The following is a 26,719-nucleotide window of genomic DNA, read 5'->3' as shown; positions in this document are numbered from 1 at the left end:
CCTGAGCACCCCCGACCAGCCGGGGAACCCCGCTGCCTTTATCCCCGCCCCCTCGCTCCGGAAGCCTCCGGCCTGAAGTAATCCCCGGCCTCGCGGAGCATCAGGTGACGGCGCCGAGGGGGCTGAGCTCGGGCCGGCGCGGGAGGTCGGCGCCACGGCGGCCGCAGGTGATCGCCGCCGCGTCCGAGGCGAAGCCGAGGAGCGCGCGGACCTCGTCCGAGCCGAGGGCCGAAAGCGCCGCGCGCGAGCGGGTGCCGGTCTCGGCGAGGCGGGCGATCGCGGCGGCCATGAAGCTGTCGCCGGCGCCGACGGTGTCGGCCACGGCGACGGGGCGGCCGGGCTCGGAGACGCGGCCGAACGGGCCGTAGGCGTCGGCGCCCTCGCGGCCGCGGGTGACGATGACGAGGGCGGCGCCCGCCGCCCGCCAGTCGCCGGCGACCGCCTCGGCGGCGCGGCCGGGATAGAGAAGATCGAGGTCTTCCTGGCTGACCTTGACGAGGTCGGCGAGGCGGACGAAGGCGGCAATCCGCTCCCGCCACAGGTCGAGATCCGGCTCCGCCGTCAGGCGCACGTTGGGGTCGAGCGTGACCAGCCGCCGGCCCGCCGCGCCGCCCACGAGCTCAAGAAAGCTAGAGCCGACGGGCTCGGCGACCAGCGAGAAGGAGCCGACGTGCAGGCCCCAGACGTCGTCGCCGAGCGCCGGAAGATCGGCCGGGGCGATGGTCCGGTCGGCGGCGTGATCGCCGTAGAAGGCATAGGCCGGCGACCCGTCCGGGCCGAGGTCGACCAGGCTGAGGGTGGTCGGCCGCCCCACCCGAACCAGGAAGGAGGTGTCGACGCCCTCGGCCTCGAGCGCCCGGAAAAGCCGCTCGCCGAGCCGGTCGGTGGAGAGGCCGGTCAGCAGCCCAGCGGGCTGGTCGAGCCGGGCCAGGCCGACGGCCACGTTGAAGGGCGAACCGCCGACGCGCGCGTCGAAGGAGAGGCTGGCCCCGCCCTCCCGCGCGAACAGATCCCACAGCGCCTCGCCGCAGACGACGAACATTCCTCCCACGTGCACTCTCTCTTCTTATGTCGTTGGCGCGCGTCTGGTGCGCGCGTTCGGTGTCGTTCCTGCGCGCGATTCTGCGCGTTTTTCGCTGCGCGATTTTGCGCGATTTTGCGCGTTCCTGCGCGAATCCGCGCGCGACGCGCGGCGCGGATGGCGCGCCCCGCGGTGCGCACCGGCTGCGCGATCCGTGCGCGCAACTTGCGCGAACCGTGCGCGTCAACCTGCGCTTCGACAGCGCTGCCGCCCGCGCGCCGCTGCGCACGAGCGCGAAGCCAGCCACAGCCCGGACCGATCGTCAATAATTAAATCAGATTGGTTTTATAACTCCCTTTCCGCTAGACTTCGCCAAACGGTTCCCGCGGGGCCGGCCCCTGACTGCCTCGACCGGCGCCGCCCCGCGGCGGCGGCCCAGGTTGCGGTGCCGGAACCGGTGGTGCATACGGTCGTCGACCCTTTCGATGAGACGACAAGGCGCCGAGGAGAGAACAGGCTCGCTCTTTCGCCGTCCGAACGCAACGTCGGATGGCAACGCGGTCCAGGGGCAAACGCGCATGCGGGGTGGGGACACCAGCGGCCTTCGTGCCTACAACGAGCGGCTCATCATGGATGCGCTGCTGCGCGCCGGCGCGCTCTCCAAGGCCGAGATCGCGCGCGAGACCGGCCTCAGCGGCCAGGCCGCCTCCGTCATCGTCAACAAGCTGCTGACCGAAGGCCTGCTGGTGAAGCGGGACAAGGTGCGTGGCCAGGTCGGCCAGCCCTCGACCCCGATCGCGCCGAACCCGCAGGGTGCGTTCTCGCTCGGCGTGAAGATCGGCCGCCGCAGCACCGAGGCGATCCTCGTCAACCTGCTCGGCGAGGTGATCGGCTCCAGCAGCGAAAGCTACGACGCCCCCCTGCCCGAGCGCACGATCTCCTCGGCGATCTCCCAGGCGAGGCGCCTGATGGAGCGGGCGCCGGCGTCGGTGCGCGCCCGGGTGGTCGGGCTCGGCATCGCCATGCCCGGCGAGATCTACGCCTGGTCGAAGGAGCTGGGCCTCGCCCCCGGCGCGCTCGACGGCTGGCGCGGCGCGGACGTGGCCGGCGCGCTCGCAGAGGCCACCGGGCTCGAAACCTCGCTGCACAACGACGCCACCGCCGCCTGCGCCGCCGAAATGATCTGCGGGCGGGCGATCGACCGGCCAAGCGCGCTCTACATCTATCTCGGCACCTTCATCGGCGGCGGCGTGGTGATCGACGGCAAGCTCTATCCGGGCGCCCAGCTCAACGCCGGCGCCGTCGGCTCCATGCCGGTCGGCCCCTCGGGCGGCGGCGCGCCGCCGGAACAGCTCATCCACAGCGCCTCCGTCATCAAGCTGGAGCGGGCACTGAGCGCGGCGGGCATCGAGCCGTCGCTGGCGCTGACCCAGGACGCGACCGAGGGCGCCCGCGCCGTCTTCGAGGCCTGGGCCGACGCGGCGATCCCGGACCTGTCGCGCGGCGTGGTCTCGGCGCTGAGCATCATCGACTTCCAGCGGGTGGTGATCGACGGGCTGCTGCCGCCGCCGTGGCGCGACGCGATGGTCGACCGGCTGACCGCGGCGCTGGACGGCTTCAACCGCGCCGGCCTGGCGCCGACCGAGATCACCACCGGCTCCATCGGGCCGATGGCCCGCGTGCTCGGCGCGGCGGTGCTGCCGCTGCACGGCCGCTTCTCCCCCGACCCGGGGCTGCTGGTCCGGGTTTCGGACTCCCGAAAGGACGGCGGGGCGCTGCGGGACCGGCTGGGCTAAGAGCGCCTGATCCCGCACGCCATTCGCTGCCGCCTCATTCCGGCAGGAAAACCATGCCGAGAAGCTCATTTTCGCCCACACCGTGCGCGATCGACAGTTCGCGAATGGATTGCTGACTGGTCGCGGGAATGCCGCGGGCCTTCAGTCGCCCCAGGAGGGCGTCGGGATCGGTACGGATCGTGCCCGCCAATGCGACCAGCGGGGCATCGACCAGAGCTTCCTCGATGGGCCGTTCGAGCTGAGGTCCTGTGATCAGCCCCCATGAGAAGACGGATCCGACCAAGACGAGCGCGCACACCGTCACACTGGATCTGCCCCAGGTTGAGCCGAGATGCTTCCTGAACGGGCGAAAGTTGGCGGCGATGTGCCCACCGGTCCCGAGCAGGAAAATCCATGAGAACCATTGATGGACCACGGTGACGAGGCCGGGGTTCCATTCGAAGAACATGAGGACGCCGGTGACGGCCATCAGGATGAAGGCGCCGATCGTCAGCGGTGTCGACCAGGTCCGCAGGGAGAGAGATCTAGCCATGGTCCGCGTGCTCCGCGCCAAGGCCGACACCTTCGAGATAGCGGTCGAGCTCATCGACATGGTCTGACGAGACGATGGCCCCGACATAGCCGTCAGGCCGCACCAGCACCCAGTTGCCCGGCGGCAAGGCGTAGGCCGCACCGAAGTGTTCATCAGCGTCGATGATGTCGCCGCGCCGGCCGAACGTGTGGATGTGCAATCCCGGTCTCGGCGACACGCTTGCGCGATCCACGTCGAAGCCGATGAGGGTCCAATGGGGACCTCTGAAGAGCTCGAACAGCCGTGTGGGCTGACCGGCGGCGCCGAGGACCGGTGCGTCGGGAGCACGGTCGCCCGCGAGCAGTCCCTGTTGCGCGGGCTTTTCCAGCGCAAGCGAGGACTCTGGATAACCGACATCGAGCTGATGCACTTCGCGACCGCGCCGCATCTCGCCACGCTTATGAGCATCGAGCAGCCTGGTGGCGAGACCGAGCATGGCGGCGGCGACGGGACGGCGCTCTTCCTCGTAGCTGTCGAGCAACGCGTCGGGGGCACCGGTGGAGACAGCCGCCAGCTTCCAGCCCAGATTGTATGCGTCCTGCACGCTGGTGTTGAGGCCCTGCCCCCCGGTCGGCGGATGCGTGTGCGCGGCATCGCCCACGAGGAACACGCGTCCGACACGATAGCGTTCGGCAAGCCGGGCATTCATGGCGAAGGCGGACGCCCAGGACACAGACTGGATGCGGATGTCGTCGCGTCCGGTGCGCTCCGCCACCAGCGCGGTCAGTCCCTCAGCGGAGAGGTCGACATCGCCTTCGAGCGGGACCGCCCCCTGAATCTGGAACATGTCCGTTCCGGCAAGCGGGCAAAATGAGATCTGCCGGTCCATCTCGCCTTCGGCGAAACGATGCCAGACGTCCCGACCGAGGCCGGTCAGCGTTGCATCGGCAACGATGGCGCGGACGCCGAGCGTCTTGCCCGGAAAGCCGATATCGAGCACGTGGCGGACGAAGCTGCGCCCGCCATCGGCGCCAACGAGCCACCGCACGCGGATGGCCTCCTCGCTGCCCTTGCCGGCCACCTGCGCGACCACACCGTCATCATTCTCCTCGAAGCCGACCAGTTCACAGCCGAATTCCGGCCGATGCCCGAGTTCCAGCAAGCGCTCGCGCATCGCCGCTTCGGTCAGGAACTGAGGGACCATCAGAGGCAGATGATACGGTTCCGCGGGCGTCGGCTCTTCGTGCTCCACGACATCGGTATCGGTAAAACGCCCGTCGTCGAGATACTCACGCTGCCTGGGATAGGTCCCACCTGCCGCGACGATGCGGTCGAGAATGCCGAGATCCTCGAAGACCTCCTGCGTGCGTGGCTGGATACCCTTGCCGCGCGACCCCCGGAAAGGCTGATCCATCTTCTCGATCAGCCGGAAGGAAACACCCCGGCGCGCCAGGTCGATCGCCAGCGTCAGGCCAGCCGCTCCCGCACCGCAAATCAGCACGTCGGCTGCAATTTGCTCTGTCATCTTCCATCTCCATATGTGTAATATGCACATAATAGGAGGGACGAATGGCGTCAAGAAAGAAAGTGCAAAATACACATATTGGCGATCAGATTCGCCAGCTGCACGGCGCGCTGATCGACATCGTCAGCGTCATGAACCGCCCGCAGCGCGATGAGGGCATGGTTCGCGAAGCGGGCATTTCGCTCGACCGCGCCCTGTTTCCGCTGCTGGTGGGTATCGAGAGGTTCGGGCCGATCGGCGTGGTGGAGATGGCCGATCGCGTCGGGCGCGACTACACCACGGTGAGCCGCCAGGTCGCGAAGCTGGAAAGCCTCGGGCTGGTCGAGCGCCACGGGAGTTCCGCCGACCGCCGGGTTCGCGAGGCGGCCATCACACCGAAGGGAAAAGCCATGACCGACCTGGTCGATGGCGCGCGGGAACGGATGGGCCGCGCGATCTTCGCCAGTTGGGACCAGCAGGACATCGACGACCTCGTACGCCTCATGCGCAGGTTCGCGGATGACCTGACCGCGGGCGCGCCGAATGGGCCGGCAGACCCCGACTGACCTCTGCGGAGGGGGACGGCTTCAACCGCGCCGGCCAGCCGCCGACCGAGATCACCCACCGGCTCCATCGGGCCGCCACGCGCCCCCCCGGCCAGTCGCGGGCCTGGCCGGGGGGCTTTGTCTGGCTGGCGAGGCCGTCGTTCAGGGGAAGACGGCGTCGACGGCGGTCTTCAGCTTGGCGGCGATCAGGTCGGCCTCGTCGCGGCTGAGGCAGAGCGGCGGCGCGAAGCCGATGATGTCGCCCTGGGGCATGGCGCGGGCGATCACGTTCTCGCCGAGCAGCGCCTGGGTGATGCGGGCGGAGACTTTTTCCGCGGCGTCGAAGTAGGTGCGGCTGTCGCGGTCCTTCACGAACTCGACCGCGATCAGCAGCCCCTCGCCCCGGACCTCGCCGACGTGGACGTGGTCGCCGACGGCCTCCGTCAGCACCTTCTTCAGGTAGGCGCCGGTCTCGCCGGCGTTCTTCACCAGCCCCAGCTCGTCGATGAGGTTCAGGTTGGCGACGCCGGCCGCCGCCCCGATCGGATGGGCGGAATAGGTCCAGCCGTGGCCGATCACGCCGAACTCGTCGGTGCCCTTCTCCAGAACCTTCCACACCTTGTCGGAGACGATGGAGCCCGACAGCGGCGCGTAGGCCGAGGTGAGGCCCTTGGCGATGGTGATGATGTCCGGCTTGATGCCGTAGTGCTCGGAGCCGAACATCGAGCCCAGACGCCCGAAGCCGGTCACGACCTCGTCGGCGATCAGCAGGATGTCGTGCTTGTTCAGCACGGCCTGGATCGCCTCCCAGTAGCCGGCCGGCGGCGGCACCAGCCCGCCGGTGCCGAGCGCCGGCTCGCCGATGAAGGCGGCGATGGTGTCGGCGCCCTCGCGGGCGATCAGCGCCTCCAGCTCGGACGCGCAGTAGGCGACGAACTGCGCCTCGCTCATGGAGGTGTCGGCGCGGCGGAAATAATACGGCGCCTCGGTGTGGATCACCTGGGAGAGCGGCAGGTCGAACTTCTTGTGGAAGAGCTCCAGCCCGGTGAGCGAGCCGGTCATCAGGCCCGAGCCGTGATAGCCGCGCCAGCGCGAGATGATCTTCTTCTTCTCCGGCCGGCCAAGCACGTTGTTGTAGTACCAGACGAGCTTGACGTTGGTCTCGTTGGCGTCGGAGCCGGAGAGGCCGAAATAGACCTTCGACATGTGCGACGGCGCCCGGTCGAGCACCATCTTGGCGAGCGTGATGGAGGCTTCCGTGCCGTGGCCGACATAGGCGTGGTAGTAGGCGAGCTCGCGCGCCTGCTCGGCGATCGCCTCGGCGATTTCCGGCCGCCCGTAGCCGACGTTGACGCAGTAGAGCCCGGCGAAGGCGTCGAGCAGCTTCCGGCCGTCACGATCCTCGATGTAGACGCCCTTGCCGCCGGTGATGATGCGCGTCGGGGTTTCGCCGCGCGCGTGCTGGGCGAGATGGGTCGAGGGGTGGAAGAAGGTCTCGCGATCCCATTCGGCGAGCTTGTCGTTGGTCAGCATGGCATGTCCCTTTTCGCGTGAGATGTGTCCGGAAGCGGCCGGCCCGCGCTGTCCCAATCGTCCCAGCCGGGGAAGCGCATCGGCGCCTCCCGGTCGAGGCCGGCCAGGCGGGTGGCGAAGTCGGTCTTGGAGGCTTCGAGCTGGCGGCGGAAATCGTCCGGGCTCGCATAGGAATAGCCGTGGCCCTGGATGCCGAAGCTCGCGTGGGGGCGGAGCACGGAGAAGCCCATGTAGTGAAGCGAATAGTTCGTCGACCAGAGGATCTGGTCGAGGGAACCGCCGCGCCCGCCTTCCACGAAACTCTCCCCCGGCGCGCCCGACGTCACCGAGCAAAGCGCCCGCTTGCCGCGGAAATAGCCCTGGTCGTAGCGCATCCTGCTGGAGTAGAGCCCGCCGCTGACGAACACCCGGTCGAACCATCCCTTCAGCATGGCCGGCACCGAATGCCACCAGACCGGGAACTGGAAGATCACCAGGTCGGCGCGTTCCAGCCGGGCGATCTCGCGCTCGACGTCCGCAGGCAGCGTCTTCGTCTTGAACGCGTTGCGCTGTTCGGCAAGCGGCATGAACACCTCGGCGTCGAGCGGATGGGCATAGTTCTCCCGCTTCTCGACCGGATCGAAGCCTTCGCCGTAGAGATCGGAGACCTCGACGGTGTCGCCGCGCCCCTGGAAGAGCTCGACCCCGACGTCCACCAGGCCCCCGTTGTACGATTTCCGCTCGGGGTGGCAGTAGACGAACAGGACGTTCATGGCGGTCTCCCTTCCCGGTTCAGGCCCAGTTGCGGCAGACGTACTTGATGTCGGTGAAGGCCTCGAGGCCGTGGCGGGCGCCCTCGCGGCCGATGCCGGACTGCTTCATCCCGCCGAACGGGATCGGCGCGCCGGTGACCTTGGTGCGGTTGACGGCGACCATGCCGAACTGCAGCGCCCGGCTGGCGCGGTAGATGCGGCGCGGATCCTGGGTGTGCAGGTAGGCGACGAGGCCGTACTCGGTGTCGTTGGCGATACGGATCGCCTCGGCCTCGCCGGTGAACGGCGCGATCGCCGCGACCGGGCCGAACGTCTCCTCATGGAAGATCCGCGCATCCAGCGGCACGTCGGTGAGCACCGTCGGCTCGTAAAAGAGATCGCCGAGGGGCGAGCGTTTGCCGCCGGCGAGCAGCGTCGCGCCGCGCGCCAGGGCGTCGGCGACGTGCTCCTCCTGCTTGGCGACGGCGCGGGCGTTCATCAGCGGCCCGAGATCGGGATCGTCCAGCCCCGGACCGAGGGTCAGCGCTGCGGTGCGCTCGGCGAAGCGCCGGCAGAATGCGTCGTAGACCGGCCGTTCCACCAGGAAGCGGTTGGCGCCGAGGCAGTCCTGGCCGGTGGTGGCGAACTTCGCCTTGATGGCCTCGTCGACGGCGAGGTCGAGATCGGCATCGGCGAACACGATGAACGGCGCGTGGCCGCCGAGTTCGAGCACCAGGCGCTTCACCGTGTCGGCCGACTGGCGGTAGAGAAGCCGGCCGATCTCGGTGGAGCCGGTGAACGACAGCGCCCGCACGCGGGCATCCGCCGTCCAGGCGCCAACGATCTCCGGGGCGTGGCCGGTCACCACGTTGAACAGGCCGGCCGGGAAGCCAGCGCGGTCGGCGAGCTCGGCGAGCGCCAGCGCCGACAGCGGCGTTTCGGCGGAGGGATGGACGACCACCGTGCAGCCGGCGGCGATCGCCGCGGCGGCCTTGCGGGTGATCATCGCGCAGGGAAAGTTCCACGGCGTCACCAGGGCGGCGACGCCGACCGGCTCGCGCCACAGCTCCACCTCGGCGTCGGCCAGATGCGAGGTGACGCCCTCGATGTTGGGGCGTTTCGCCTCCTCGGCGTAGAACTCCACGAACGCGGCGGCGTAGTCGATCTCGCCGCGCGCCTCGGAGATCGGCTTGCCCTGCTCGACGGTCATGATGCGGGCGAGGTCTTCGCGGTGGGCGACGATCAGGTCGAACCAGCGCCGCAGCAGCCGGGTGCGCGCCTGGGGCAGCGAATGCGACCAGTCGCGGAAGCACTTGTCGGCGGCGGCGACGGCGGCGCGCGCGTCGTCGGCCGACAGCCGCGCCACCTCGGCGACGATGCGGCCGTCGGCGGGGTTGGTCACCTCCAGCGTGTCGCCGGTGCGGGCGCCGACCCAGCGGCCGTCGACGTAGGAGAAGCTGCGCGCCAGCACCCGGTCGGCGAGGTCGCCCATGACGGTGTCGCGGATGGTGTCGGTCGCAATCATCGGACGCCTCCCTGGAGCGGTTCCCGGTCAAGTCGAGAGCCCGAGGGTAGCGAACCGGCGCGGAGGGAATTTCTGTTCGGGACGGCGCTGGCAGAGGAATCGTCTGAAGTTTGCCCGGCGCGCCGTCAGATCGCCTGGCGATGGGCCTCCAGCAGCTCGGCCAGCGGCGCGGGGCCGGCCTTCACCTCCTTGGTGACGATGTAGGTGAAATAACGCTTCAGCCCGAGCTCGGCGGCCAGCAGCGCGTCGACCAGGCGCTGGTAGCTGTCGATGTCGCGGGTGACGATCTGCAGGAGGTAGTCGAAGCCGCCGCCGATCGCCCAGCAGAAGACGATCTCGTCGTAGCGCCCGACCGCCCGCTCGAACGACTGGAAGCTCTCCGCCCGATGGTTTTCCAGCTCGGCGACGACGAACACCACCACGTGCGGCGCCACCTTGGCGAGCACCACGTCGGCCCGGTAGCCGCGGATGAAGCCCGATTTCTCCAGCCGGCGCAGGCGCTCCCAGCACGGCGTCGCCGAGAGATTGACCCGGCGCGCCAGGTCCACCTTGGAGATCCGGCCTTCGCGGCTGAGGATCGACAGGATCTGCAGGTCTCGGTCGTCGAGGGGGATCGCGCTCATTCGGCACCGCTCTGGAAGGCAGGAAATCTTGTCAATCTAGCCATGTCATGCAGGATAGTCTCATGACAATGTGGCCTCCCAACCCCGCGACCCTCAAGCGGCCGGTCTACCGGTCGCTCGCCGAGAGCCTGATCGAGGCCATCAAGTCCGGCGAGGTCCAGCAGGGCGACCGGCTGCCCACCCACCGCGATCTGGCCGAAACGCTGGGGATCAGCGTGCAGACGGTGAGCCGCGCCTACGAGGAGCTGGACCGGCTGGGCGCCATCGCCGGCATGGTCGGACGGGGCACCTTCGTGCGCGCCGCGGCCACCGACACGCGCACGCCGTGGCACCGAATCGGCGACGGCGACGAGGTCATCGACTTTTCCATGCTGACGCCGGTGACCGGCGAGATCCACGAAAAGCGCATGCGCGCGACGCTGGCGCAGATGTCGAAGGACGTGTCCTCCGACGTGCTGTTCTCGTTCCGGCCGCGCGCCACGCTCATGTCCCACAGCGAGGCGGCGCTGGACTGGCTGAAGCGCTGCGGCGTCGAGGCGCACCGCGCCCAGGTGCTGCCCACCAACGGCAACACCTCGGCGATGACGGTGGCGCTGATGACCGCCGCCCGGCCCGGCGACCTGGTGGTGTCGGAGGACCTGACCCACCACACGCTGAAGGCGCTGTGCAGCTATCTCGAGCTCGGGCTCGCGGGCCTTGCAACCGACGACCAGGGCATCGTGCCGGAGGCGTTCGAGGCGGCCTGCCGGACGCGCCGGGCGCGGGTGCTGTTCGTCATGCCGACGGGGCTGAACCCGCAGGCGACGACCATGGGGCTCGCCCGCCGCCGCGCGCTGGTGGAGATCGCCCGCCGCCACGACGTGGCGATCGTCGAGGACGACGCGTGGGGGCCGATCCAGCCGCAGCGGCCCGCCCCCATCGCGGCGCTGGCACCGGAGCGCACCTTCTACTTCACCAGCCTGACGAAGCCGCTGCTGCCGGGGCTGCGCTACGGCTGGCTGGTGTCGCCGGAGACGCAGGTGTCGGCCAGCGCCAACCGGCACATGGTGACCAGCTGGATGGCAACGCCGCTGATGGCGGAGATCGGCACCCGCTGGCTGAAGGACGGCACCGCCGACGAGCTGCTCGCCTGGCAGATGGACGCGCTGTCGCGGCGCAACCGGATGGTCGCCGAGGCGCTGGGGCCGTTTTCGCCGCGCAGCAGCCCCAACGGCATGCACGTCTGGCTGCCGCTGCCGGAGCCGTGGAACGAGGACGCCTTCGTCGCCCACGCCCGCAGCGAGGGCGTGGCGGTGGCGGCCGGCGCGGCGTTCGCCGTGGACCGGCCGGCCCATGCGCCGGGCATCCGCATCTGCCTCGGCTGCTCCAGCGAGGCCGGCATGGCGCGCGGCCTGGAAGTGATCGCCCGGCTGGTGCGCACCAGGCCCGAGCCGGCGCTCCTCACCCTCTGATTTCCGCAACTGCCGCTCGAACGATCCGCAACCGGTCAATCGGTGGGCGACGCCGACCCGCGCGCGCGGGTCAATGACGAGATTTGAGGCAATTCATTGTCATGAGTAAGAAATAGATTGACGTGGCTTTGTCATGGTTCAACTCTAGGGGCGTTGGGTCTGACGGCGCGGGGGCGCGTCTCGACCGGCGCCCGTGCCGGACCATCGACGATGGCGACCAGCCCCCGGATCCGCCGCGTGCACCGCGCCTGCCGGCGCGGATCGCGGCGGCGGGAGGCTGCACCGATCCGAGCAACGAACACGACCTCCCAACCGCGGAAGGAAGAAGCGACATGACCATGCGACGGACACGAACCATTGCGGCGGTTGCCGCCGGCGCCCTGTTGATCGGCGCGGCCGGAACCGCCAACGCCGCCACCTGGCGCTACGCCTTCGAGGAGGCGATGGACGAGGTGCAGGGCAAGTTCGCCCAGAAGTTCAAGGAGGAGGTCGAGGCCAACTCCGACCACACCATCCAGCTGTTCCCGTTCGGCACGCTCGGCGAATCGGCCGACATCATGGAGCAGGCCCAGGCCGGCATCCTGCAGTTCGTCGACCAGTCGCCGGGCTTCACCGGCGCGCTGATCCCGGAAGCGCAGGTGTTCTTCGTCCCCTACCTGCTGCCCCAGGACGAGGCCACGCTGGAGGCGTTCTTCCGCAACTCCAAGGCCATCCACGAGATGTTCCCGCCGCTCTACGCCGAGCAGGGCCTGGAGCTTTTGACGATGTTCCCGGAGGGCGAGGTCTGCATGACCACCCAGAAGCCGGTGCACAGCCCGAAGGACCTGCAGGACGTCAAGTTCCGGGTGATGACCAACCCGCTTCTGGTGGAGAGCTACAAGGCGTTCGGCGCAACGCCGACGCCGCTGCCGTGGGGCGAGGTCTACGGCGCGCTGCAGACCGGCATCATCCAGGGCCAGGAGAACCCGGGGTTCTTCCTGGAATCGACCAAGATGTATGAGGTGACCGACGTCGTCACCTGCATCGGCCACAACAACTTCACCACCGCCGTCATGGCCAACAAGGACTTCTTCGACGGCCTGCCGGAGGAGGACCAGACGGTCATCAACAACGCCACCGAAGCGGCCTTCAGCTACATCCTGGACTACCAGAAGGACCTGCAGGAAGAAGCGCTGAAGAAGATCAAGGAAGCCAAGCCGTCGATGGAGATCAACATCCTCTCCGACGACGAGCGCAAGCCGTTCATGGAGACCTCGGACGACGTGGAAGCCGCGTTCGTCAACATGACCGGCGACAGCGGCAAGAAGATCCTGGAGCAGATGAAGGCGGACCTGAAGGCCGCCGGCCAGGACCAGTAGTCCCGCATTCTCCCGGCCGCCCGCACCCCTCCTCGCCCGGCTCGCCACGAGCCGGGCGGCACGCGGTGGCGGCGGGCGGCCGGACCTCCCTTTTCCTGCACAGCCCGGGATCGATGCGGTGACCGAGACCCCAGACGCGACACCCGACGAGCGCGGCAAGACCGCCACGAGCTCGACCGACCAGGCCGAATTCGGCGACTACAAGTCGTCGCTGCCGGGCTTTCTCGGAACCATCGACTTCACCATCAGCCGCGTCGAGGCGGTGGTGCTGGCCGGCGGCGTGCTGCTGATGGCGGCCAACACGATCTCCAACGTGATCGGCCGCTTCGTCTTCCAGCAGAGCATCTTCTTCTCCGAGGAGCTCAACCGCATCCTCATCATCCTGATCACCTTCGCGGGCATCAGCTACGCGGCGCGGCACGGCCGCCACATCCGCATGTCGGCGATCTACGACGAGCTGCCCCCGCACCTGCGCAAGGCGCTGATGGTGGTGATCTCGCTGGTCACCGCCGTGTTCATGTTCGGGCTCTGCTACTACGCCATCGGCTACATCCTCACCCAGGCCGGGCGCGGCCGGCTGCTGCCGGCGCTGCAGATACCGGTGTGGTGGATCTACCTTTGGGTGCCGGTCGGCTTCTTCATGACCGGCGCGCAGTACGCGCTGACCGCGGCCAAGAACCTCCTCGAACGCGACATCTACCTCTCCACGAATGTCCTGGAAGGGTACGACGACGACGAAGTCGAGGTCTGAGGAGAACCGCCATGGCCACCACCATCTTCTCCGTGATGATCGTGCTCCTGCTGCTCGGCTTCCCGATGATGATCCCCCTCATCATCGGCGCCTTCATCGGCTTCTTCACGCTGTTCGGCGGGATGGGGCAGATGGAGACGATGATCCAGCAGATGCTCGCCGGCATCCGGCCCGCCTCGCTGATCGCCGTGCCGATGTTCATCTTCGCCGCCGACATCATGACGCGCGGCCAGTCGGCCAACCGGCTGATCGACCTGGTGATGACCTTCGTCGGCCACGTGAAGGGCGGGCTGGCGGTCTCCACCGCCGCCGCCTGCACCATGTTCGGCGCCGTCTCCGGCTCCACCCAGGCGACCGTGGTGGCAATCGGCTCGCCGCTGCGCCCGCGCATGCTGAAGGCCGGCTACAAGGACAGCTTCGTGCTGGCGCTGATCGTCAACGCCTCCGACATCGCCTTCCTGATCCCGCCGTCCATCGGCATGATCATCTACGGCGTCGTCTCCAACACCTCGATCTCCGAGCTGTTCATCGCCGGCGTCGGCCCGGGCCTGCTGATCCTGGTGCTGTTCTCCGCCTACAGCGTCATCTACGCCTACCGCAACAACGTGCCGACCGAGCCGAAGGCCACCTGGGGCGAGCGCGCCCGGGCAACCCAGCGCGCGCTCTGGCCGCTGGGCTTCCCGGCGATCATCATCGGCGGCATCTACGGCGGCATCTTCTCGCCGACCGAGGCGGCCGCCGCGTGCGTGTTCTACGCGCTGCTGCTGGAGATGGTCGTCTTCCGCTCCATCGACATGAAGGCGCTCTACGAGACCGCCAAGTCGACCGGGCTGATCACCGCCGTGGTGTTCATCCTGGTGGCGGCGGGTGCCGCGTTCTCGTGGGTCATCTCGTTCGCGCAGATCCCCCAGGAGATCCTGTCGTCGGTGGGCGTGGCCGACATGGGCCCGATCGGCGTGCTGTTCGTCATCTCGATCGCCTTCTTCATCGGCTGCATGTTCGTCGACCCGATCGTCGTGATCCTGGTGCTGGTGCCGATCTTCACTCCGGTGGTGCAGTCGGTCGGCCTCGACCCGGTCCTCGTCGGCATCGTCATCACGCTGCAGGTGGCGATCGGTTCGGCAACGCCGCCGTTCGGCTGCGACATCTTCACGGCGATCGCGGTGTTCAAGCGGCCCTACATCGAGGTCATCCGCGGCACGCCGCCGTTCATCATCATCCTGCTCGGCGTGTCCGTCGCGCTCATCTTCTTCCCGCAGATCGCCCTCTTCCTGCGCGATCTCGCCTTCAACAAGTGACGGGGACGACGATGTTCCGACGTATCCTGGTTCCCTACGACGGCTCGAAGGGCGGCGAGCGGGCCCTCTACAAGGCGATCGAGCTGGCCAAGCTGTGCAGCGCGGAATTGATCCTGCTGACGATCTACCGCCATCACAGCCTGCTGGAGGCGTCGTTCTCGATGGTCCGTCCGGAGACCCCCGGCAACATGGACGACATCATGCGCGGCCATGCGAGCGACGTCGCCGACTACGCAAAGCGGCTTGCCGTGGATGCGGGTATCACCCCGCGCGCCTTCGTGAAGGCAGGACAGCCCGCCCGCGGCATCGTCGCCTTCGCGGCCGAGCACGAGGTCGACCTGATCGTGATGGGCAGCCGCGGCCTCGGCTCCATCGAGGGGTATCTCCTGGGCAGCGTTTCCCACAAGGTGACCGGACTGGCGAGTTGTCCGGTCATGGTGGTCTGACGCGGACGGGATCGGAGGCTTCCACATGCTTGCCCGCGGCGTCACCCCGAGGATCCTGCCCAGCGACAGCGTCACCCTGCTGCCGGCCACCGCGCTGACGCGGGTGGGCCTGCTGCTGCTGGCGACCGACCTCCGGAGCGAGATCGACGCGGCCCGCCTGCTGCCGGCCGGCGAGGTGGCGGTGCACGCCGCCCGGGTCGCCTTCGACAACCCGACCACGCCGGAGAACCTGCGGGACATGGAGCCGCGGCTCGCCACCGGGGCGGCGCTGCTGACGCCGGGGACGCCGCTCGCCGCGATCTACTACGCCTGCACCTCGGCATCGGCGGTGATGGGCGACGAGACGCTGGACCGGACCATCGGCCTGGCCCAGCCCGGCGTTCCGGTGGTCACGCCGACCCGCGCCGCGCGCCTCGCCTTCGCCGCGATGTCGGCGCGCCGGGTCGCGCTGGTGACGCCCTACATCGAGGCGACCGCGCTGCCGATGATCTCCTATTTCGGCTCCCACGGCATCGAGATCACCAGCGCCCTCTGCTTCGGGCTGGAGGACGACCGGGTGATGGCGCGCATGTCGCCGGAGAGCCTGATCGACGCGACGCTGCAGGCCGACGTGTCGGCGGCCGACGCGGTGTTCCTCTCCTGCACCGCCCTGCCCGCCCTGGACGTCGTCGCCGAGATCGAGGCGCGCCTCGGCAAGCCGGTGGTCACCGCCAATCAGGCGGGCTTCTGGATGATGCGCCACCTCGCCGGCCTGACGGCCGATCCGGGCGGGGCCGGCGGACTGTTCGCGCTGTCACCCGGCTAGCGCCCGCTCCGGCCGGACGGCATGCCTGCCACCAAACACCGCGCAGCGCGACGGCGGCGCGCCGCCAACCCGTGGACCGCGATTTCGCACCCCCGATTGCCCAGATCGGGCACCAGAGGAGCTTCGAAGAATGCCTGATGGCGTGACGCTTCCGTTCAGCCGCGAGGAATATTCCAACCGCCTGCAGAAGACGCGCGACGCGATGGCCGAGCTCGGCATCGACGTGCTCGTCGTCGTCGACCCGTCGAACATGGCGTGGCTGACCGGCTACGACGGCTGGAGCTTCTACGTGCACCAGGCGGTGCTGGTCTTCCACGACCAGGATCCCATCTGGTGGGGCCGCAAGCAGGACGCCAACGGGGCCCGGCGCCGCGTCTACATGAGCGACGACCGCATCATCGGCTATCCGGAGATCTACATTCAGTCGAACGACCGCCATCCGATGGACCACCTGGGCGGCGTGCTGGCCGAGCGGGGCCTCTCCCGCGGGCGGATCGGGCTGGAGCTGGAGAACTACTACTTCTCCGCCGCCGCCTACCTGGCGCTCAACAAGATCCTGCCCGACGCCAAGGGTGTCGACGCCACCGGGCTGGTCAACTGGAAGCGCGGCCGCAAGTCGCCGGCCGAGATCGTCTTCATGCGCCGCGCGGCGCGCATCGTGGAGCGCATGATGCGCGCCGCCATGGACAAGATCGAGGTGGGGCTGCCGAAGAACGAGCTCGTCGCCGAGATCTACCGGGTCGGCATCGAGGGCGCGGCCGAGGCCGACGGCGCCAAGTTCGGCGGCGACTATCCGGCGATCGCGCCGCTGCTGCCGTCGGGCACCGATGCCGCCGCCCCGCACCTGACCTGGGACGACCGACCCTTCAAGGCCGGCGAAGGCACCTTCTTCGAGATCGCCGGCTGCTACTGGCGCTACCACGCGCCGCTGTGCCGGACGGTGTTCCTGGGCACGCCGCCGCCGAACATCCGCGACGCCGAGTCCGCGCTGATCGAGGGGCTGGAAGCCGGCATCGAGAAGGCGCGCGCCGGCAACCGGGCCTGCGACGTGGCGAACGCGCTGGCCGGCGTGCTGAAACGCCACGACATCGAGCGCACCGCGCGCTGCGGCTACCCGATCGGCCTCTCCTATCCGCCCGACTGGGGCGAGCGGACGATCTCGTTCCGCGACAGCGACGAGACGATCCTGGAGCCCGGCATGACCTTCCACTTCATGCCGGGGCTGTGGATGGACGACTGGGGCCTGGAGATCACGGAGAGCATCCTCATCAAGGAGGATGGCCCGGCGGAATGCCTCGCCAGCTACCCCCGCGAGATCTTCGTCAAGGATTGACCCGCCGATGCTGGACGACACCCGCCGCATCCTCTCCGACCTGATCGCGTTCCCGACCGTTTCGGCGGCCGGGAACCTGGAGCTGATCGCCTACGCGGGGGCGGCGCTGGACGCGCTCGGGATCCACACCCGGACCACCCTCGACGAGACCGGCACCAAGGCGAACCTGTTCGCCACCATCGGCCCGGACGTGCCCGGCGGCGTGGTGCTGTCGGGGCACACGGACGTGGTGCCGGCCGACGGCGAGTGGACCGACGACCCGTTCACCGCGGTGGAGCGCGACGGGCTGATCTACGGCCGCGGCACCTGCGACATGAAGGGCTTCATCGCCTGCGCGCTGGCGATGGCGCCGGCCTTCGCCGGGGCGCGGCTCGCCCGGCCGGTGCACCTCGCCTTCACCTACGACGAGGAGGTCGGCTGCTTCGGGGCGCGGGCGCTGATGGCAGCGCTGGCCGACTGGGACGTGAAGCCCGCCACCTGCATCATCGGCGAGCCGACCTCGATGCGGATCATCGAGGGCCACAAGGGCTGCTACGAGTACACCACCGCCTTCACCGGCATCCCCGGCCACGCCTCGGAGCCCGACCGGGGCGTCAACGCCATCGAATACGCCGCGCGCTTTCTGGCCAAGCTCGCCGAGACCGGCGAGGCGCTGCGGGCGCGGGCGCCGGCGGGCAGCGTCTTCGTGCCGCCCTGGACGACGCTGCAGCCGGGGGTGATCCGCGGCGGCACCGCGCGCAACGTGATCCCCGACGCCTGCGAGGTGGAATGGGAGATGCGGCCGGTGACCGGCGGCGACGCGGCCTTCGCCCTCGAGCGGATCCACGCCTACGTGGACGGCGAGATCGTGCCGGAGATGCGCGGCCGGCACCCGGAGGCGGGCGTCGTCACCCACACCATCGGCGAGGTCGACGGGCTGGAGCCGGTGCCCCATTCGGAGGCGCTGCGGCTGGTGCGCGAGCTGACCGGCGGAAACTCGGTCGACGTGGTGTCGTTCGGCACCGAGGCGGGGCTGTTCCAGAAGGCGGGCATCCCCACCGTGGTGTGCGGCCCGGGCTCCATCGAGCAGGCCCACAAGCCCGACGAGTTCGTCGCCCTCGACCAGCTTCAGCTCTGCCTGGACATGCTGGAGCGGCTGGGCCGCAAGCTCGCGGCCTGAGCCGGGCGCCGCGCGCGACGCTCAGGTCTGGCGCGGCTCGCCGACGTCGTAGACCCGGAGGTTGCGATCGCCGATCCCGAGCGTCGGCCACGTGGCGCGCCACTGGGCGATGTGGTCGGAGGCGAAATGACGATCGAGGGCGGCCTGGTCGGTCCACAGCTCCTTGATGTGGATGAGGCCCGGCTCGAAGAGATCCTCGGCGTAGCCGTAATCCACGCAGCCCTCCTCGGCCCGGCTCGCGTCGACCATCCGTTTCATGACGGGGCGCGCATCGGCGAGGTTCTCGGCGGGAAGACGGACGGTTCCAACGATCAGCAACATGCCGGCACCATAGGGCGGCGCGGATCCGGACGGAAGCGCCACTTACCGAAAGACGGCCGCCACGGGCTCAGACGGTCATGCTGGATCCGGCGCCGCGCGCGGCGCACACCTTTCGGGCCAGCGTCGCGATGGCGGTGTCCTGGGCGCCGGTGCCGGTGAGGTCGCAGATGGTGACGTCGTCGTCGCCCATCCGGCCCGGGACCTGGCGGGCCACCACCGCGCCGAGCTCCGGCGGGGTGCCGCCGCGCCAGACGCCGGCCGCAAGCGCCGAGCGCAGCTCGCCCAGCGCCGCGCACTGGCTGACCCGGTCGCAGACGTAGAGGTCGGCGGCGGCGAGCGCCTTCGGGTCGATCTCGTTCTTCTCGTGCTGGTCGGAGCCCATGGCGGTGACGTGCAGGCCGGGGTGCAGCCACGCGGCCTTGAGCACCGGCTCGCGGGCCGGCGTGGTGGTGATCACCAGCTGGCTTTCGGCGACCAGTCGCTCGGGGTCCGTCTCGGCGCGCGCCGCGACGCCGAGCTTTGCCGCGATGTCGGCGGCGCACGCCTCGGCCCTGGCCTGATCGCGGCCCCAGACCAGCACCTCCGTGAACGGGCGGACCAGATGCGCCGCTTCCACCTGCAGGCGGGCCTGGACGCCGGTGCCCATCACCCCGGCGGTGGTCACCGTCTTCGGGGCGAGGTGCCTGGCGGCGACCGCGCCGGCGGCGGCGGTGCGCACGTCGGTCAGGTAGCCGTTGTCGAGGAACAGCGCCTCGACGAGGCCGGTCTTGGCCGAGAACAGGATCATCAGCCCGTTGAGGCTGGGCAGGCCGAGCTTCGGATTGTCGAAGAAGCCGGGGCTGACCTTGATGGCGAAGCCGTCGAAGCCGGGGATGTAGGCGGTCTTCACGTCGACCTCGCCGTTCGCCTCCGGGATCGCCATCGACAGGATCGGCGGCATGATCACGGTGCCGGAGGCAAGGGCCGCGAACGCCGCCTCGACGGTCTCCACGGCGGTCATGTCGAGGCCGACGGCGGCGCGCAGCTCCGCCTCGGTGACGATCGCGATGTCATGGGGCATAGGGGGTTCCCTCGATCGTCAGGTCGCCGAGCGCCACGTCCTGGCCGGTCACGATGCGGGTGAAGACGTCCATGTCGACGCTGCGGCCGGTGATGATGGTGGCGAGCGGGCCGGCGGGCGTCGGCAGCCGGCCGGACTGGAGCGCGGCGATGCCGACCACGCAGGCGCCCTCGGCGACAAGCCGGTCCTCGTAATAGAGCGTCTGCATGGCGCGGTAGATCTCGGCCTCGGTGACGAGGATCGTATCGTCGAGGTGGGCGCGGCAGAGGTCGAAGGTGAGGGCGTTGTCGAGCCCGATGCCGCCGCCGAGCGAGTCGGCGAGGCTCGCCACCTCCTCCACCGCCACCGGACGGCCGGCGCGGAGCGACGCGTGCATGGCCGCGCCGCGGTCCATGGAGATGCCGATCACGCGGGTGGCCGGGCTGATCGTCTTGACGGCGAAGGCGATGCCGGCGGCAAGCCCGCCGCCCGACAGCGGCACCAGCACCATGTCGAGGTCCGGCCGGTCCTCCATCAGTTCGAGCCCGATGGTGCCCTGGCCGGCGACGACGCGGGCGTCGTCGAAGGGCGGGATCTCCACCAGCCCCTCTTCGGCGCACAGGCGGCGGCTTTCGACCTGGGCCTCGTCCTGGCTGCGGCCGACGATGCGCACCTCGGCGCCGAGCGCCTTGATGCCGTCGATCTTCGCCTGCGGCACCAGCGACGACATGCAGACGACGGCGCGCAGGCCGCGCTCGCGCGCCGCGAACGCGACGCCGCGGCCGTGGTTGCCGGTGGAGCAGCAGGTGACGCCCGGGGTGTCGGCCGGCAGGCCGAAGACGGCGTTGGCGGCGCCCCGCAGCTTGAAGGCGCCGGTGGGCTGACCGATCTCCAGCTTCAGGAGAAAATCGTGGCCGGCGAGCGCCGACAGGTGCGGCGACGGCACCAGCGGCGTGCGCACGGCGGTGCCGGCGATGCGGTGGCGCGCGGCCAGGATGTCGGCGAGCGACAGGCTCAAATCGGGTCTCCGGGCCTGGGGGCGATGGATGCGTCCGCCGTGCGGCGCGACACCGCCCGGCGTGGCCGGCGCGGGCGGTGGCCCGGGCGACGGCACCGGTCGAGGATCGCCGCCCGGCCGGGCGAGGTCAACGCGGAAGGCCCGGAGAATCCTCTGTTTGCCGGCCGCCCGGCGGGGGCGGCCGCGATGCGGAGAGGATGATCTCTCTTTGCCGCTCGGTCGCGGTCCGGGACGCCGGCGAGGGTCGTCGGATCGACCGGCGACGGGGCGGGCCTCAGCCGGCCACCGCCTCGTCGACGACGCCGTTGCGCAGGATCCCGATGCCGTCGGCCTCCACCTCGATGACGTCGCCCGGCACCAGCCAGCGCGGCGGGTCGAAGCGGGCGCCGGCGCCGGTCGGCGTGCCGGTGACGAGGACGTCGCCGGGGACCAGGGTGGTGAAGGTGGAGATGTAGGAGATCAGCCGGCGGAACGAGAAGATCATCCGGCTGGTGCGGTCCTGCTGGCGGACCTCGCCGTTCACCCGGGTGGTGAGGGAGATGTCGGCGATCTGGCTCTCGTCGGTGTAGGGCACCAGCCACGGGCCGATGGCGCCCGAGGCGTCGAAGTTCTTGCCCTGGGTGACGTTGAACTTGGCGTGGCGCAGCCAGTCGCGGACGCTGCCCTCGTTGCAGAGCGACAGCGCCGCGATGTGGTCGAGGGCATCCCGCTCGGCGATGTGGCGCCCGGCCTTGCCGATGACCACGACGATCTCGCCCTCGTAGTCGAGCTGCTTCGAGACGGTGGGCCGGACGATCGGCTGGCCGTGGCCGACGAAGCTGCGCGGGAAGCGCGGGAACAGCGACGGGTTCGGCGGCGCCTCCTGGCCGTCCTTGTACTCGGCGTTGCGGTCGGGAAAGTTCACGCCGACGCAGATGATCTTCTCCGGCGCCGGGATCGGGATCCGGTAGACGATGTCCGCCTCGGCGAAGTCGACCGGCAGGCCGGCGCCGTCCTCGGCGAGCGCGGCAAGCGCACCGACCTCGATCGCCTCGCGCAGCGTCGGCAACGTGGTGCGCGACGAGAGGTCGACGACACCGTCGGCGCGGACGAGCCCGAAGCGCTCCTTGCCGTCCGCGGAGAAGGCCGCGAGCCTGGGCTGGATCTCGCTCATGGGGCGATGATCGGCTGGGCGTCGAGGCGCGCGGGGACCACGGGGGTATCGGCGAACACGGTTCCCTCCTCGAACCACGACCGGGGCGCGGCGGCGCCCCACAGCGTCTGGCGCTGCGGGTCCTTGAGGTCCCACCTGATCGGTTCCAGATCCGGATCGACGGTCTGGTAGTCGGAACAGTAGATCTCCACCCGGTGGCCGTCGGGGTCGCGGACATAGAGGAAGAAGGCGTTGGAGATGCCGTGCCGGCCGGGGCCGCGCTCGATGTTCTTCACGTAGCCGGTGGTCGACATCAGGTCGAGGAGATCGATGATGTTGAGCGGCGTCGGCACCCAGAAGGCGATGTGGTGGAGGCGCGGGCCGCTGCCGTTGGTGAACGCGATGTCGTGGACGCCGCCCTTGCGGTGGGTCCAGGCGGCCCACAGGCGCTTGGTGACCTCGTCCTCGGTGTACTCGGTCACCCGGAAGCCGATGTCGTTGTAGAATTCGACCGCCTCGTCGACGTCCGGCGAGAAGCAGTTGAAGTGGTCGATGCGCAGCGGCTTCACGCCGCGATAGAGCTTGTACTGCTGGTGGATCGGCGGCAGCCGGTCCATGCGGGTGTAGAATTCCAGCGGGATGCCCTGCGGGCAGCTGGTGCGCATGGTGCGCGACTGGAACGGGCGATCGATCCATTCCAGCGGCCGGCCACGCTCGATGAAGAAGCGCTCGGCCTTGTCGAGGTCCGGCTCGTCGAACAGCTTGAAGCCGAGCGCGTTGGCCACCGGCTCCGGCCCCTTGCGCAGCACCAGGCAGTGGTGGCCGCGCTCTTCCATGGCGCGCAGGTAGAGCGTCTCGTCGTCCTCGTCGGTCACCTGGAGACCGAGCGTGTCGACGTAGAAGGCGCGCGAGGCCTCCAGATCGGTGACCGCCAGTTCCACGTGGCTGAGCCGCACGATGTTGAACGGCGGATAGAGGTTCGGGGCAGGTATCGGCATCTCAGTCCCTCCCATGCCTCCCGCGCGGCCTGGGCCTTCGCGGGGTCGGCATCCTTGTCTCTTGCTGGAGGCGGCCGCCCTCTCCGGCCGGCCGCTCCCCCTGTTGGATCCGCCACTGTGCAGCCGCGGCCGGCGCGGGATTTGACCCAGCGCAATCGGCGGGCGCGGGCGCCTTAAGTCAGCATCGGACCTTTCCGCAAACCGGATCCCACTTTCGGGTCCGATGCTCTAGCCGCCGAGCTTCGGGATCCGGTGCTCGGTGGTGGCGAAGGCGATGTTCTTCGTCTCCATGTAGAAGTCGAACGAGTAGTCGCCGCCGTCGCGGCCGATGCCGGAGGCCTTCATGCCGCCGAACGGCGACGGCAGATGGCGCACGTTTTCCGAGTTCACCCAGATCATGCCGGCGTCCAGCGCGTTGGAGACGCGGAAGGCGCGGCCGACATCGCTGGTCCAGACGTAGCCGGCGAGGCCGTAGGCGACGCCGTTGGCGATCTCCAGCGCCTCGGCCTCGTCCCTGAACGGGATGGCGGTGAGCACCGGCCCGAAGATCTCCTCCTGGGCGATGCGCATCTCGGGGCGGGCGCCGGTGAACAGCGTCGGCGCGACGTAGCAGCCACCGCCCGGCCCGTCGGCGGTGCCGCCGCCGAGCGCCACCGTGGCGCCCTCCTCGCGCGCCAGCTCCAGATAGGAGACGACCTTCTTCTGGTGCTCGGGGTGGATGAGCGGGCCCACGACCGTCTCCGGATCGAGCGGGTGGCCGATCTTGATGCCGCGCGCCTTCTCCGCGATCTTCGCCGTGAAGGCGTCGTAGATGTCCGCCTCCACCAGGAGCCGGCTGGAGGACGTGCAGCGCTCGCCGTTCAGCGAATAGATCATGAAGACGGCGGCTTCCGCCGCGCGGTCGAGATCGGCGTCCTTGAACACGATCACCGGGTTCTTGCCGCCGAGCTCGAAGTGCACGCGCTTCAGGGTCGGCGCCGCCTGGGCCATGATCGCCGAACCGGTGGCGGATTCGCCGACGAAGGCGATCGCCCGGATGGCGGGATGCTCGGTGAGCGCGCGGCCGGCGTCCTCGCCGAAGCCGTTGACGGTGTTCCACACGCCCTTCGGCAGGCCGGCCTCCTCCGCGATCTCGACCAGCAGGCGCGCGCTGAGCGGCGACAGCTCCGCCGGCTTGTGGACGACCGTGCAGCCGGCGGCGAGCGCCGGGGCGATCTTCCAGGTCGACAGCATGAACGGCGTGTTCCACGGGGTGATGACCCCGACGGGGCCGAGCGGAACGCGGGTGGTGTAGTTGAACTGGCCCTCGGTGGTGAGCGCCTGGCCGTCGCGCGCCTCCGGCGCCCGGTCGGCATAGAAGCGGAAGTTCTCCGCCCCGCGCAGCGCCGCCTTCGACATGAAGCGGTGGGCCTGGCCGGTGTCCATGCACTCGACGAGGGCGATCTCCTCGGCGCGCGCGACGATGGCGTCGGCCACCTTGTGCAGGAGCTTCTTGCGCTCCTTGCCGGGCATCGCCGCCCATTCGGGGAACGCGGCCTTCGCGGCCTTCGCGGCGCGGTCCACGTCGGCGGCGCCGCCGCGGGCGACGGTTGCGATGGTCTTGAGGTCGACCGGCGAGATCACGTCGAAGGTGGCGCCATCGGCGGCCGCAACCGCCTCGCCGCCGATCTGGTTCAGGACGACGCCGTCCCGGAAGCGGGCGAGGTAGGTTTCGGCCTTCGCCAGGTTGTCGTTCAGAGTTGCCATGGGATTCCCGATGTTTCCGATGCGCCGCGGCCCGGCCCGGCCTAGCCGGCGGCCTGGCTGTCCTGGCGCCGTTTCATGTGATCGCGGATCGAGCTCGCCTTCGGAGCCAGGTCCGGGTCGATGTCGCGCATCTCCATGGACAGGGCGAACGGCCGGCGGACGAAGAGATCGGCGAGGAAGGCCTCCGCCGCGTCGAAGATCGCCTGGGTCGCGGCCTTGCGCATGTCGAGCGGCCGGCCGCCGCGCAGCCGCACGGAGAGGTCGATGAAGGCGTTGTCCGGATGGCCGTCGGCGATGAGGTAGTCGGCACAGCGCACGGCGCGGACGCGGATGCCGGCGGGCTCGAACACGCCGGTGGCCACCGCCGCGGCGCGCAGCGTCTCGCAGAAGCCCGGCATGTCGAGGTCGCCATCGAGATTGGCGGAATATTCGAACGAGATATGGGGCATGCGGCGCCTCTTCCGGTGATTAATTAACGTGTGAACTACATGCCCCCGCCCTGTCAACCGCCCAGCACCGACGCGGTCGGCGGCAGGCGATCAGCGCGGCGCGCGCGGCCGCCGGCGGTGGGGCTCGCCGACGATCTCGCTGAGGGCGTCGGTGAGCTCGCCGCCCTGGTAGGTCGTTGGCGGCAGCGCGTTCAGGGTTTCCGTCAGGTCCTTCAGCAGCGCCTGCAGCGTCTCCATCTTCTCCGGCCCGAAGGCGTTGGTGACCTCGGCGTAGATCTCCTCGGAATAGGGCGCGACCGCGTCGATGAGCGTCAGGCCGGAGGGGCTGATGGAGATCAGCGCGCGGCGCTGGTCGTCGGGGGCGCGCCGGCGGATGACCAGCTTGCGGGCCTCCAGGTCGCGCAGGATGCGCGACAGCGACGGCGCCAGCAGGGAGGTGGCGTTGGCGAGATCGGTGACCTCGATCTCCGACACGGCGTTGAGGGCCCGCAGCACCCGCCACTGCTGCTCGGTGATGTTGAAGAGATGCAGCGACGAGCGGAACCGGTTCATCACCGCCTCGCGGGCGAGCAGCAGCGACATGGGCAGCGAGCGCGAGAAGCTGCGGAGCTTGACGTTGACGCTGGGCCGTTGGGGAGCGGACATCGGCGGTTTCCCATGAAGGACGCAGGCGCGGGGCGGCGACCCGAAGGCGCCGGATCCGGACCCCTGCCTCTTAACACGTTAAAGGGGCAGCGCCATTCCCGGACGATCCATCGCGGCCGCGACATCCCAGGTACGGGCGACGCCCGCGCGCTACGGCGCCCTGTCCACCGAATGGCGGCGGCAGAACGCCGTCAGCGCCTCGATCACCGGCGAGCCGGGCGCGATGTCGTCGGGGTTGGTGCCGATGAGGGTGACGGCGGCCTGCGCCTGGCCCTGCCAGTCCAGGATCGGCGCGGCGGAGGCGACGAGGCCGGGAATGTAGCGCCCGTCGATGGTGGCGTGGCCGGCCGCCCGCACCTTTTCCGCCAGCGCCTTCGCGCCTTTGGCGTCGGGGGTCATGTCGGGGACCAGCTCGGGCCGGCCCTGCACCCGGCGCAGCTCGCGCCGCAGCTGGGCCGCCAGCACCGTGTCGGGCAGGTAGGCAAGGAAGATGCGCCCGCTCGCCGACGACAGCAGCGGCATGGTGGTGCCGAGCCCGAGCGCCGTGACGATGAAGGTGGTCGCCCGCTCCCAGCGCACAACCGTCGGCCCGGCGTTGCCCCAGACCACCAGCAGCGCGGTGCGGCCGGTTTCGGCGGCGAGCCCGGCGAGATCGTCGGCGGCCCAGTTGAAGAAGTCGTGCCGGTGCAGGGCGGCAAGCCCGAGCTCGATGGCGGTGGCGCCGAGGTCGTACTTGCCCGACCGCCCCGTCTGGCGGACCAGGCCGGCGTGGAGGAAGGAGGCCAGGTAGCGGTGCACCTTGGGCACCGGCATGTCGCAGGCGCGGGCGAGCTCGGTCAGGCCGACCGGGCCGTCGAGGCGGCCCATGGCGACGAGCACCCGGAGCGCGGCGTCCAGCGACTGGATGCCGCCGGAGGCCTCCCCTGCGCCGTCGCCGGTCGCGTCGCGTCCCTGAACGGACCTTGCCATCGCCGCCCCTGC

General features: G+C 69.7%; 27 protein-coding genes. 11 read left to right on the top strand and 16 right to left on the bottom strand.

Going from position 1 to position 26,719, the window contains the following annotated elements:
• Nucleotides 1–100: 100 nt before the first annotated feature.
• Nucleotides 101–1,042, bottom strand: coding sequence for a carbohydrate kinase family protein (locus AB7M35_RS17540; protein ID WP_453961676.1), 942 nt, complete (start codon nucleotides 1,040–1,042; stop codon nucleotides 101–103).
• Between the two features lie 59 nt (nucleotides 1,043–1,101).
• On the opposite strand from AB7M35_RS17540, the gene AB7M35_RS17535 reads away from it, so the two are divergent.
• Together AB7M35_RS17535 and AB7M35_RS17530 are read left to right on the top strand one after the other, a co-directional pair.
• Complete coding sequence (locus AB7M35_RS17535) at nucleotides 1,102–1,350, top strand: hypothetical protein (protein ID WP_453961674.1); 249 nt, start codon at nucleotides 1,102–1,104, stop codon at nucleotides 1,348–1,350.
• 249 nt (nucleotides 1,351–1,599) lie between these two features.
• A complete protein-coding gene (locus tag AB7M35_RS17530) occupies nucleotides 1,600–2,817 on the top strand; it encodes an ROK family transcriptional regulator (RefSeq protein WP_453961672.1) in 1,218 nt (405 codons plus the stop codon).
• A gap of 34 nt (nucleotides 2,818–2,851) precedes the next feature.
• On the opposite strand, the gene AB7M35_RS17525 is transcribed toward AB7M35_RS17530, so the two are convergent.
• Both AB7M35_RS17525 and AB7M35_RS17520 read right to left on the bottom strand, forming a co-directional pair.
• Entirely contained in the window at nucleotides 2,852–3,349 is a 498-nt protein-coding gene (locus AB7M35_RS17525) for a DUF4405 domain-containing protein (protein WP_453961670.1), read from the bottom strand.
• Entirely contained in the window at nucleotides 3,342–4,853 is a 1,512-nt protein-coding gene (locus AB7M35_RS17520; RefSeq protein WP_453961669.1) for an FAD-dependent oxidoreductase, read from the bottom strand. Before AB7M35_RS17520 ends, AB7M35_RS17525 begins: the two co-directional genes overlap by 8 nt.
• Before the next feature lie 44 nt (nucleotides 4,854–4,897).
• On the opposite strand from AB7M35_RS17520, the gene AB7M35_RS17515 reads away from it, so the two are divergent.
• Complete coding sequence (locus AB7M35_RS17515) at nucleotides 4,898–5,398, top strand: MarR family winged helix-turn-helix transcriptional regulator (protein WP_453961667.1); 501 nt, start codon at nucleotides 4,898–4,900, stop codon at nucleotides 5,396–5,398.
• 141 nt (nucleotides 5,399–5,539) lie between these two features.
• Here the strand turns inward: AB7M35_RS17515 and AB7M35_RS17510 are convergent, their stop codons facing one another.
• The 4 genes from AB7M35_RS17510 to AB7M35_RS17495 all read right to left on the bottom strand — a co-directional run bounded on the left by AB7M35_RS17510 (nucleotide 5,540) and on the right by AB7M35_RS17495 (nucleotide 9,789).
• The gene (locus AB7M35_RS17510; protein ID WP_453961666.1) at nucleotides 5,540–6,910 is read right to left on the bottom strand and encodes an aminotransferase; all 1,371 of its coding nucleotides are present in this window, start codon (nucleotides 6,908–6,910) and stop codon (nucleotides 5,540–5,542) included.
• The gene (locus tag AB7M35_RS17505; protein ID WP_453961665.1) at nucleotides 6,904–7,662 is read right to left on the bottom strand and encodes an NAD(P)H-dependent oxidoreductase; all 759 of its coding nucleotides are present in this window, start codon (nucleotides 7,660–7,662) and stop codon (nucleotides 6,904–6,906) included. Before AB7M35_RS17505 ends, AB7M35_RS17510 begins: the two co-directional genes overlap by 7 nt.
• A gap of 19 nt (nucleotides 7,663–7,681) precedes the next feature.
• On the bottom strand, nucleotides 7,682–9,166 hold the full coding sequence (locus AB7M35_RS17500) for an NAD-dependent succinate-semialdehyde dehydrogenase (protein WP_453961663.1): 1,485 nt from the start codon (nucleotides 9,164–9,166) through the stop codon (nucleotides 7,682–7,684).
• 125 nt (nucleotides 9,167–9,291) lie between these two features.
• Complete coding sequence (locus AB7M35_RS17495) at nucleotides 9,292–9,789, bottom strand: Lrp/AsnC family transcriptional regulator (RefSeq protein ID WP_453961662.1); 498 nt, start codon at nucleotides 9,787–9,789, stop codon at nucleotides 9,292–9,294.
• A 62-nt stretch (nucleotides 9,790–9,851) separates the two neighbouring features.
• Here AB7M35_RS17495 and ehuR point away from each other — a divergent pair, with 62 nt between their 5' ends.
• The 8 genes from ehuR (at nucleotide 9,852) to argE (ending at nucleotide 18,390) form a co-directional block, all read left to right on the top strand.
• Nucleotides 9,852–11,240, top strand: coding sequence for a MocR-like ectoine utilization transcription factor EhuR (ehuR, locus tag AB7M35_RS17490; RefSeq protein ID WP_453961660.1), 1,389 nt, complete (start codon nucleotides 9,852–9,854; stop codon nucleotides 11,238–11,240).
• Nucleotides 11,241–11,572: 332 nt separating this feature from the next.
• Entirely contained in the window at nucleotides 11,573–12,598 is a 1,026-nt protein-coding gene (locus AB7M35_RS17485; protein WP_453961658.1) for a TRAP transporter substrate-binding protein, read from the top strand.
• A 118-nt stretch (nucleotides 12,599–12,716) separates the two neighbouring features.
• A complete protein-coding gene (locus AB7M35_RS17480) occupies nucleotides 12,717–13,349 on the top strand; it encodes a TRAP transporter small permease (RefSeq protein WP_453961656.1) in 633 nt (210 codons plus the stop codon).
• 11 nt (nucleotides 13,350–13,360) lie between these two features.
• Nucleotides 13,361–14,647 (top strand): TRAP transporter large permease, encoded by a 1,287-nt coding sequence (locus tag AB7M35_RS17475; RefSeq protein WP_453961654.1) that lies wholly within the window; start codon nucleotides 13,361–13,363, stop codon nucleotides 14,645–14,647.
• A gap of 11 nt (nucleotides 14,648–14,658) precedes the next feature.
• Nucleotides 14,659–15,093, top strand: a complete 435-nt coding sequence (locus AB7M35_RS17470; RefSeq protein ID WP_453961653.1) for a universal stress protein — start codon at nucleotides 14,659–14,661, stop codon at nucleotides 15,091–15,093.
• 25 nt (nucleotides 15,094–15,118) lie between these two features.
• On the top strand, nucleotides 15,119–15,898 hold the full coding sequence (locus tag AB7M35_RS17465) for an aspartate racemase/maleate isomerase family protein (protein ID WP_453961652.1): 780 nt from the start codon (nucleotides 15,119–15,121) through the stop codon (nucleotides 15,896–15,898).
• 130 nt (nucleotides 15,899–16,028) lie between these two features.
• The gene (gene doeA, locus AB7M35_RS17460) at nucleotides 16,029–17,231 is read left to right on the top strand and encodes an ectoine hydrolase DoeA (protein ID WP_453961650.1); all 1,203 of its coding nucleotides are present in this window, start codon (nucleotides 16,029–16,031) and stop codon (nucleotides 17,229–17,231) included.
• A gap of 7 nt (nucleotides 17,232–17,238) precedes the next feature.
• The gene (gene argE / locus AB7M35_RS17455; RefSeq protein ID WP_453961649.1) at nucleotides 17,239–18,390 is read left to right on the top strand and encodes an acetylornithine deacetylase; all 1,152 of its coding nucleotides are present in this window, start codon (nucleotides 17,239–17,241) and stop codon (nucleotides 18,388–18,390) included.
• A gap of 21 nt (nucleotides 18,391–18,411) precedes the next feature.
• On the opposite strand, the gene AB7M35_RS17450 is transcribed toward argE, so the two are convergent.
• The 9 genes from AB7M35_RS17450 to AB7M35_RS17410 form a co-directional block, all read right to left on the bottom strand.
• Nucleotides 18,412–18,711 carry a putative quinol monooxygenase gene (locus tag AB7M35_RS17450; RefSeq protein WP_453961647.1) on the bottom strand — a complete coding sequence of 100 codons (300 nt, stop codon included), beginning with the start codon at nucleotides 18,709–18,711 and terminating at the stop codon, nucleotides 18,412–18,414.
• A gap of 67 nt (nucleotides 18,712–18,778) precedes the next feature.
• Nucleotides 18,779–19,771, bottom strand: a complete 993-nt coding sequence (locus tag AB7M35_RS17445) for a cyclodeaminase (RefSeq protein ID WP_453961644.1) — start codon at nucleotides 19,769–19,771, stop codon at nucleotides 18,779–18,781.
• On the bottom strand, nucleotides 19,761–20,768 hold the full coding sequence (eutB, locus tag AB7M35_RS17440; protein WP_453961643.1) for a hydroxyectoine utilization dehydratase EutB: 1,008 nt from the start codon (nucleotides 20,766–20,768) through the stop codon (nucleotides 19,761–19,763). Before eutB ends, AB7M35_RS17445 begins: the two co-directional genes overlap by 11 nt.
• A 274-nt stretch (nucleotides 20,769–21,042) precedes the next feature.
• A complete protein-coding gene (locus AB7M35_RS17435; RefSeq protein WP_453961641.1) occupies nucleotides 21,043–21,921 on the bottom strand; it encodes a fumarylacetoacetate hydrolase family protein in 879 nt (292 codons plus the stop codon).
• The gene (gene hpaD / locus AB7M35_RS17430; RefSeq protein WP_453961639.1) at nucleotides 21,918–22,898 is read right to left on the bottom strand and encodes a 3,4-dihydroxyphenylacetate 2,3-dioxygenase; all 981 of its coding nucleotides are present in this window, start codon (nucleotides 22,896–22,898) and stop codon (nucleotides 21,918–21,920) included. Before hpaD ends, AB7M35_RS17435 begins: the two co-directional genes overlap by 4 nt.
• A 228-nt stretch (nucleotides 22,899–23,126) precedes the next feature.
• Nucleotides 23,127–24,644 (bottom strand): 5-carboxymethyl-2-hydroxymuconate semialdehyde dehydrogenase, encoded by a 1,518-nt coding sequence (hpaE, locus tag AB7M35_RS17425; RefSeq protein WP_453961637.1) that lies wholly within the window; start codon nucleotides 24,642–24,644, stop codon nucleotides 23,127–23,129.
• 41 nt (nucleotides 24,645–24,685) lie between these two features.
• Nucleotides 24,686–25,093, bottom strand: coding sequence for a 5-carboxymethyl-2-hydroxymuconate Delta-isomerase (locus AB7M35_RS17420; RefSeq protein ID WP_453961634.1), 408 nt, complete (start codon nucleotides 25,091–25,093; stop codon nucleotides 24,686–24,688).
• Nucleotides 25,094–25,183: 90 nt separating this feature from the next.
• Complete coding sequence (hpaR, locus tag AB7M35_RS17415; RefSeq protein ID WP_453961633.1) at nucleotides 25,184–25,738, bottom strand: homoprotocatechuate degradation operon regulator HpaR; 555 nt, start codon at nucleotides 25,736–25,738, stop codon at nucleotides 25,184–25,186.
• A gap of 150 nt (nucleotides 25,739–25,888) precedes the next feature.
• On the bottom strand, nucleotides 25,889–26,707 hold the full coding sequence (locus AB7M35_RS17410) for an IclR family transcriptional regulator (RefSeq protein WP_453961631.1): 819 nt from the start codon (nucleotides 26,705–26,707) through the stop codon (nucleotides 25,889–25,891).
• Nucleotides 26,708–26,719: the final 12 nt, after the last annotated feature.

It is taken from the genome of Amorphus suaedae (assembly GCF_053629675.1).
This window is presented reverse-complemented; position numbering and strand designations above follow the sequence as displayed.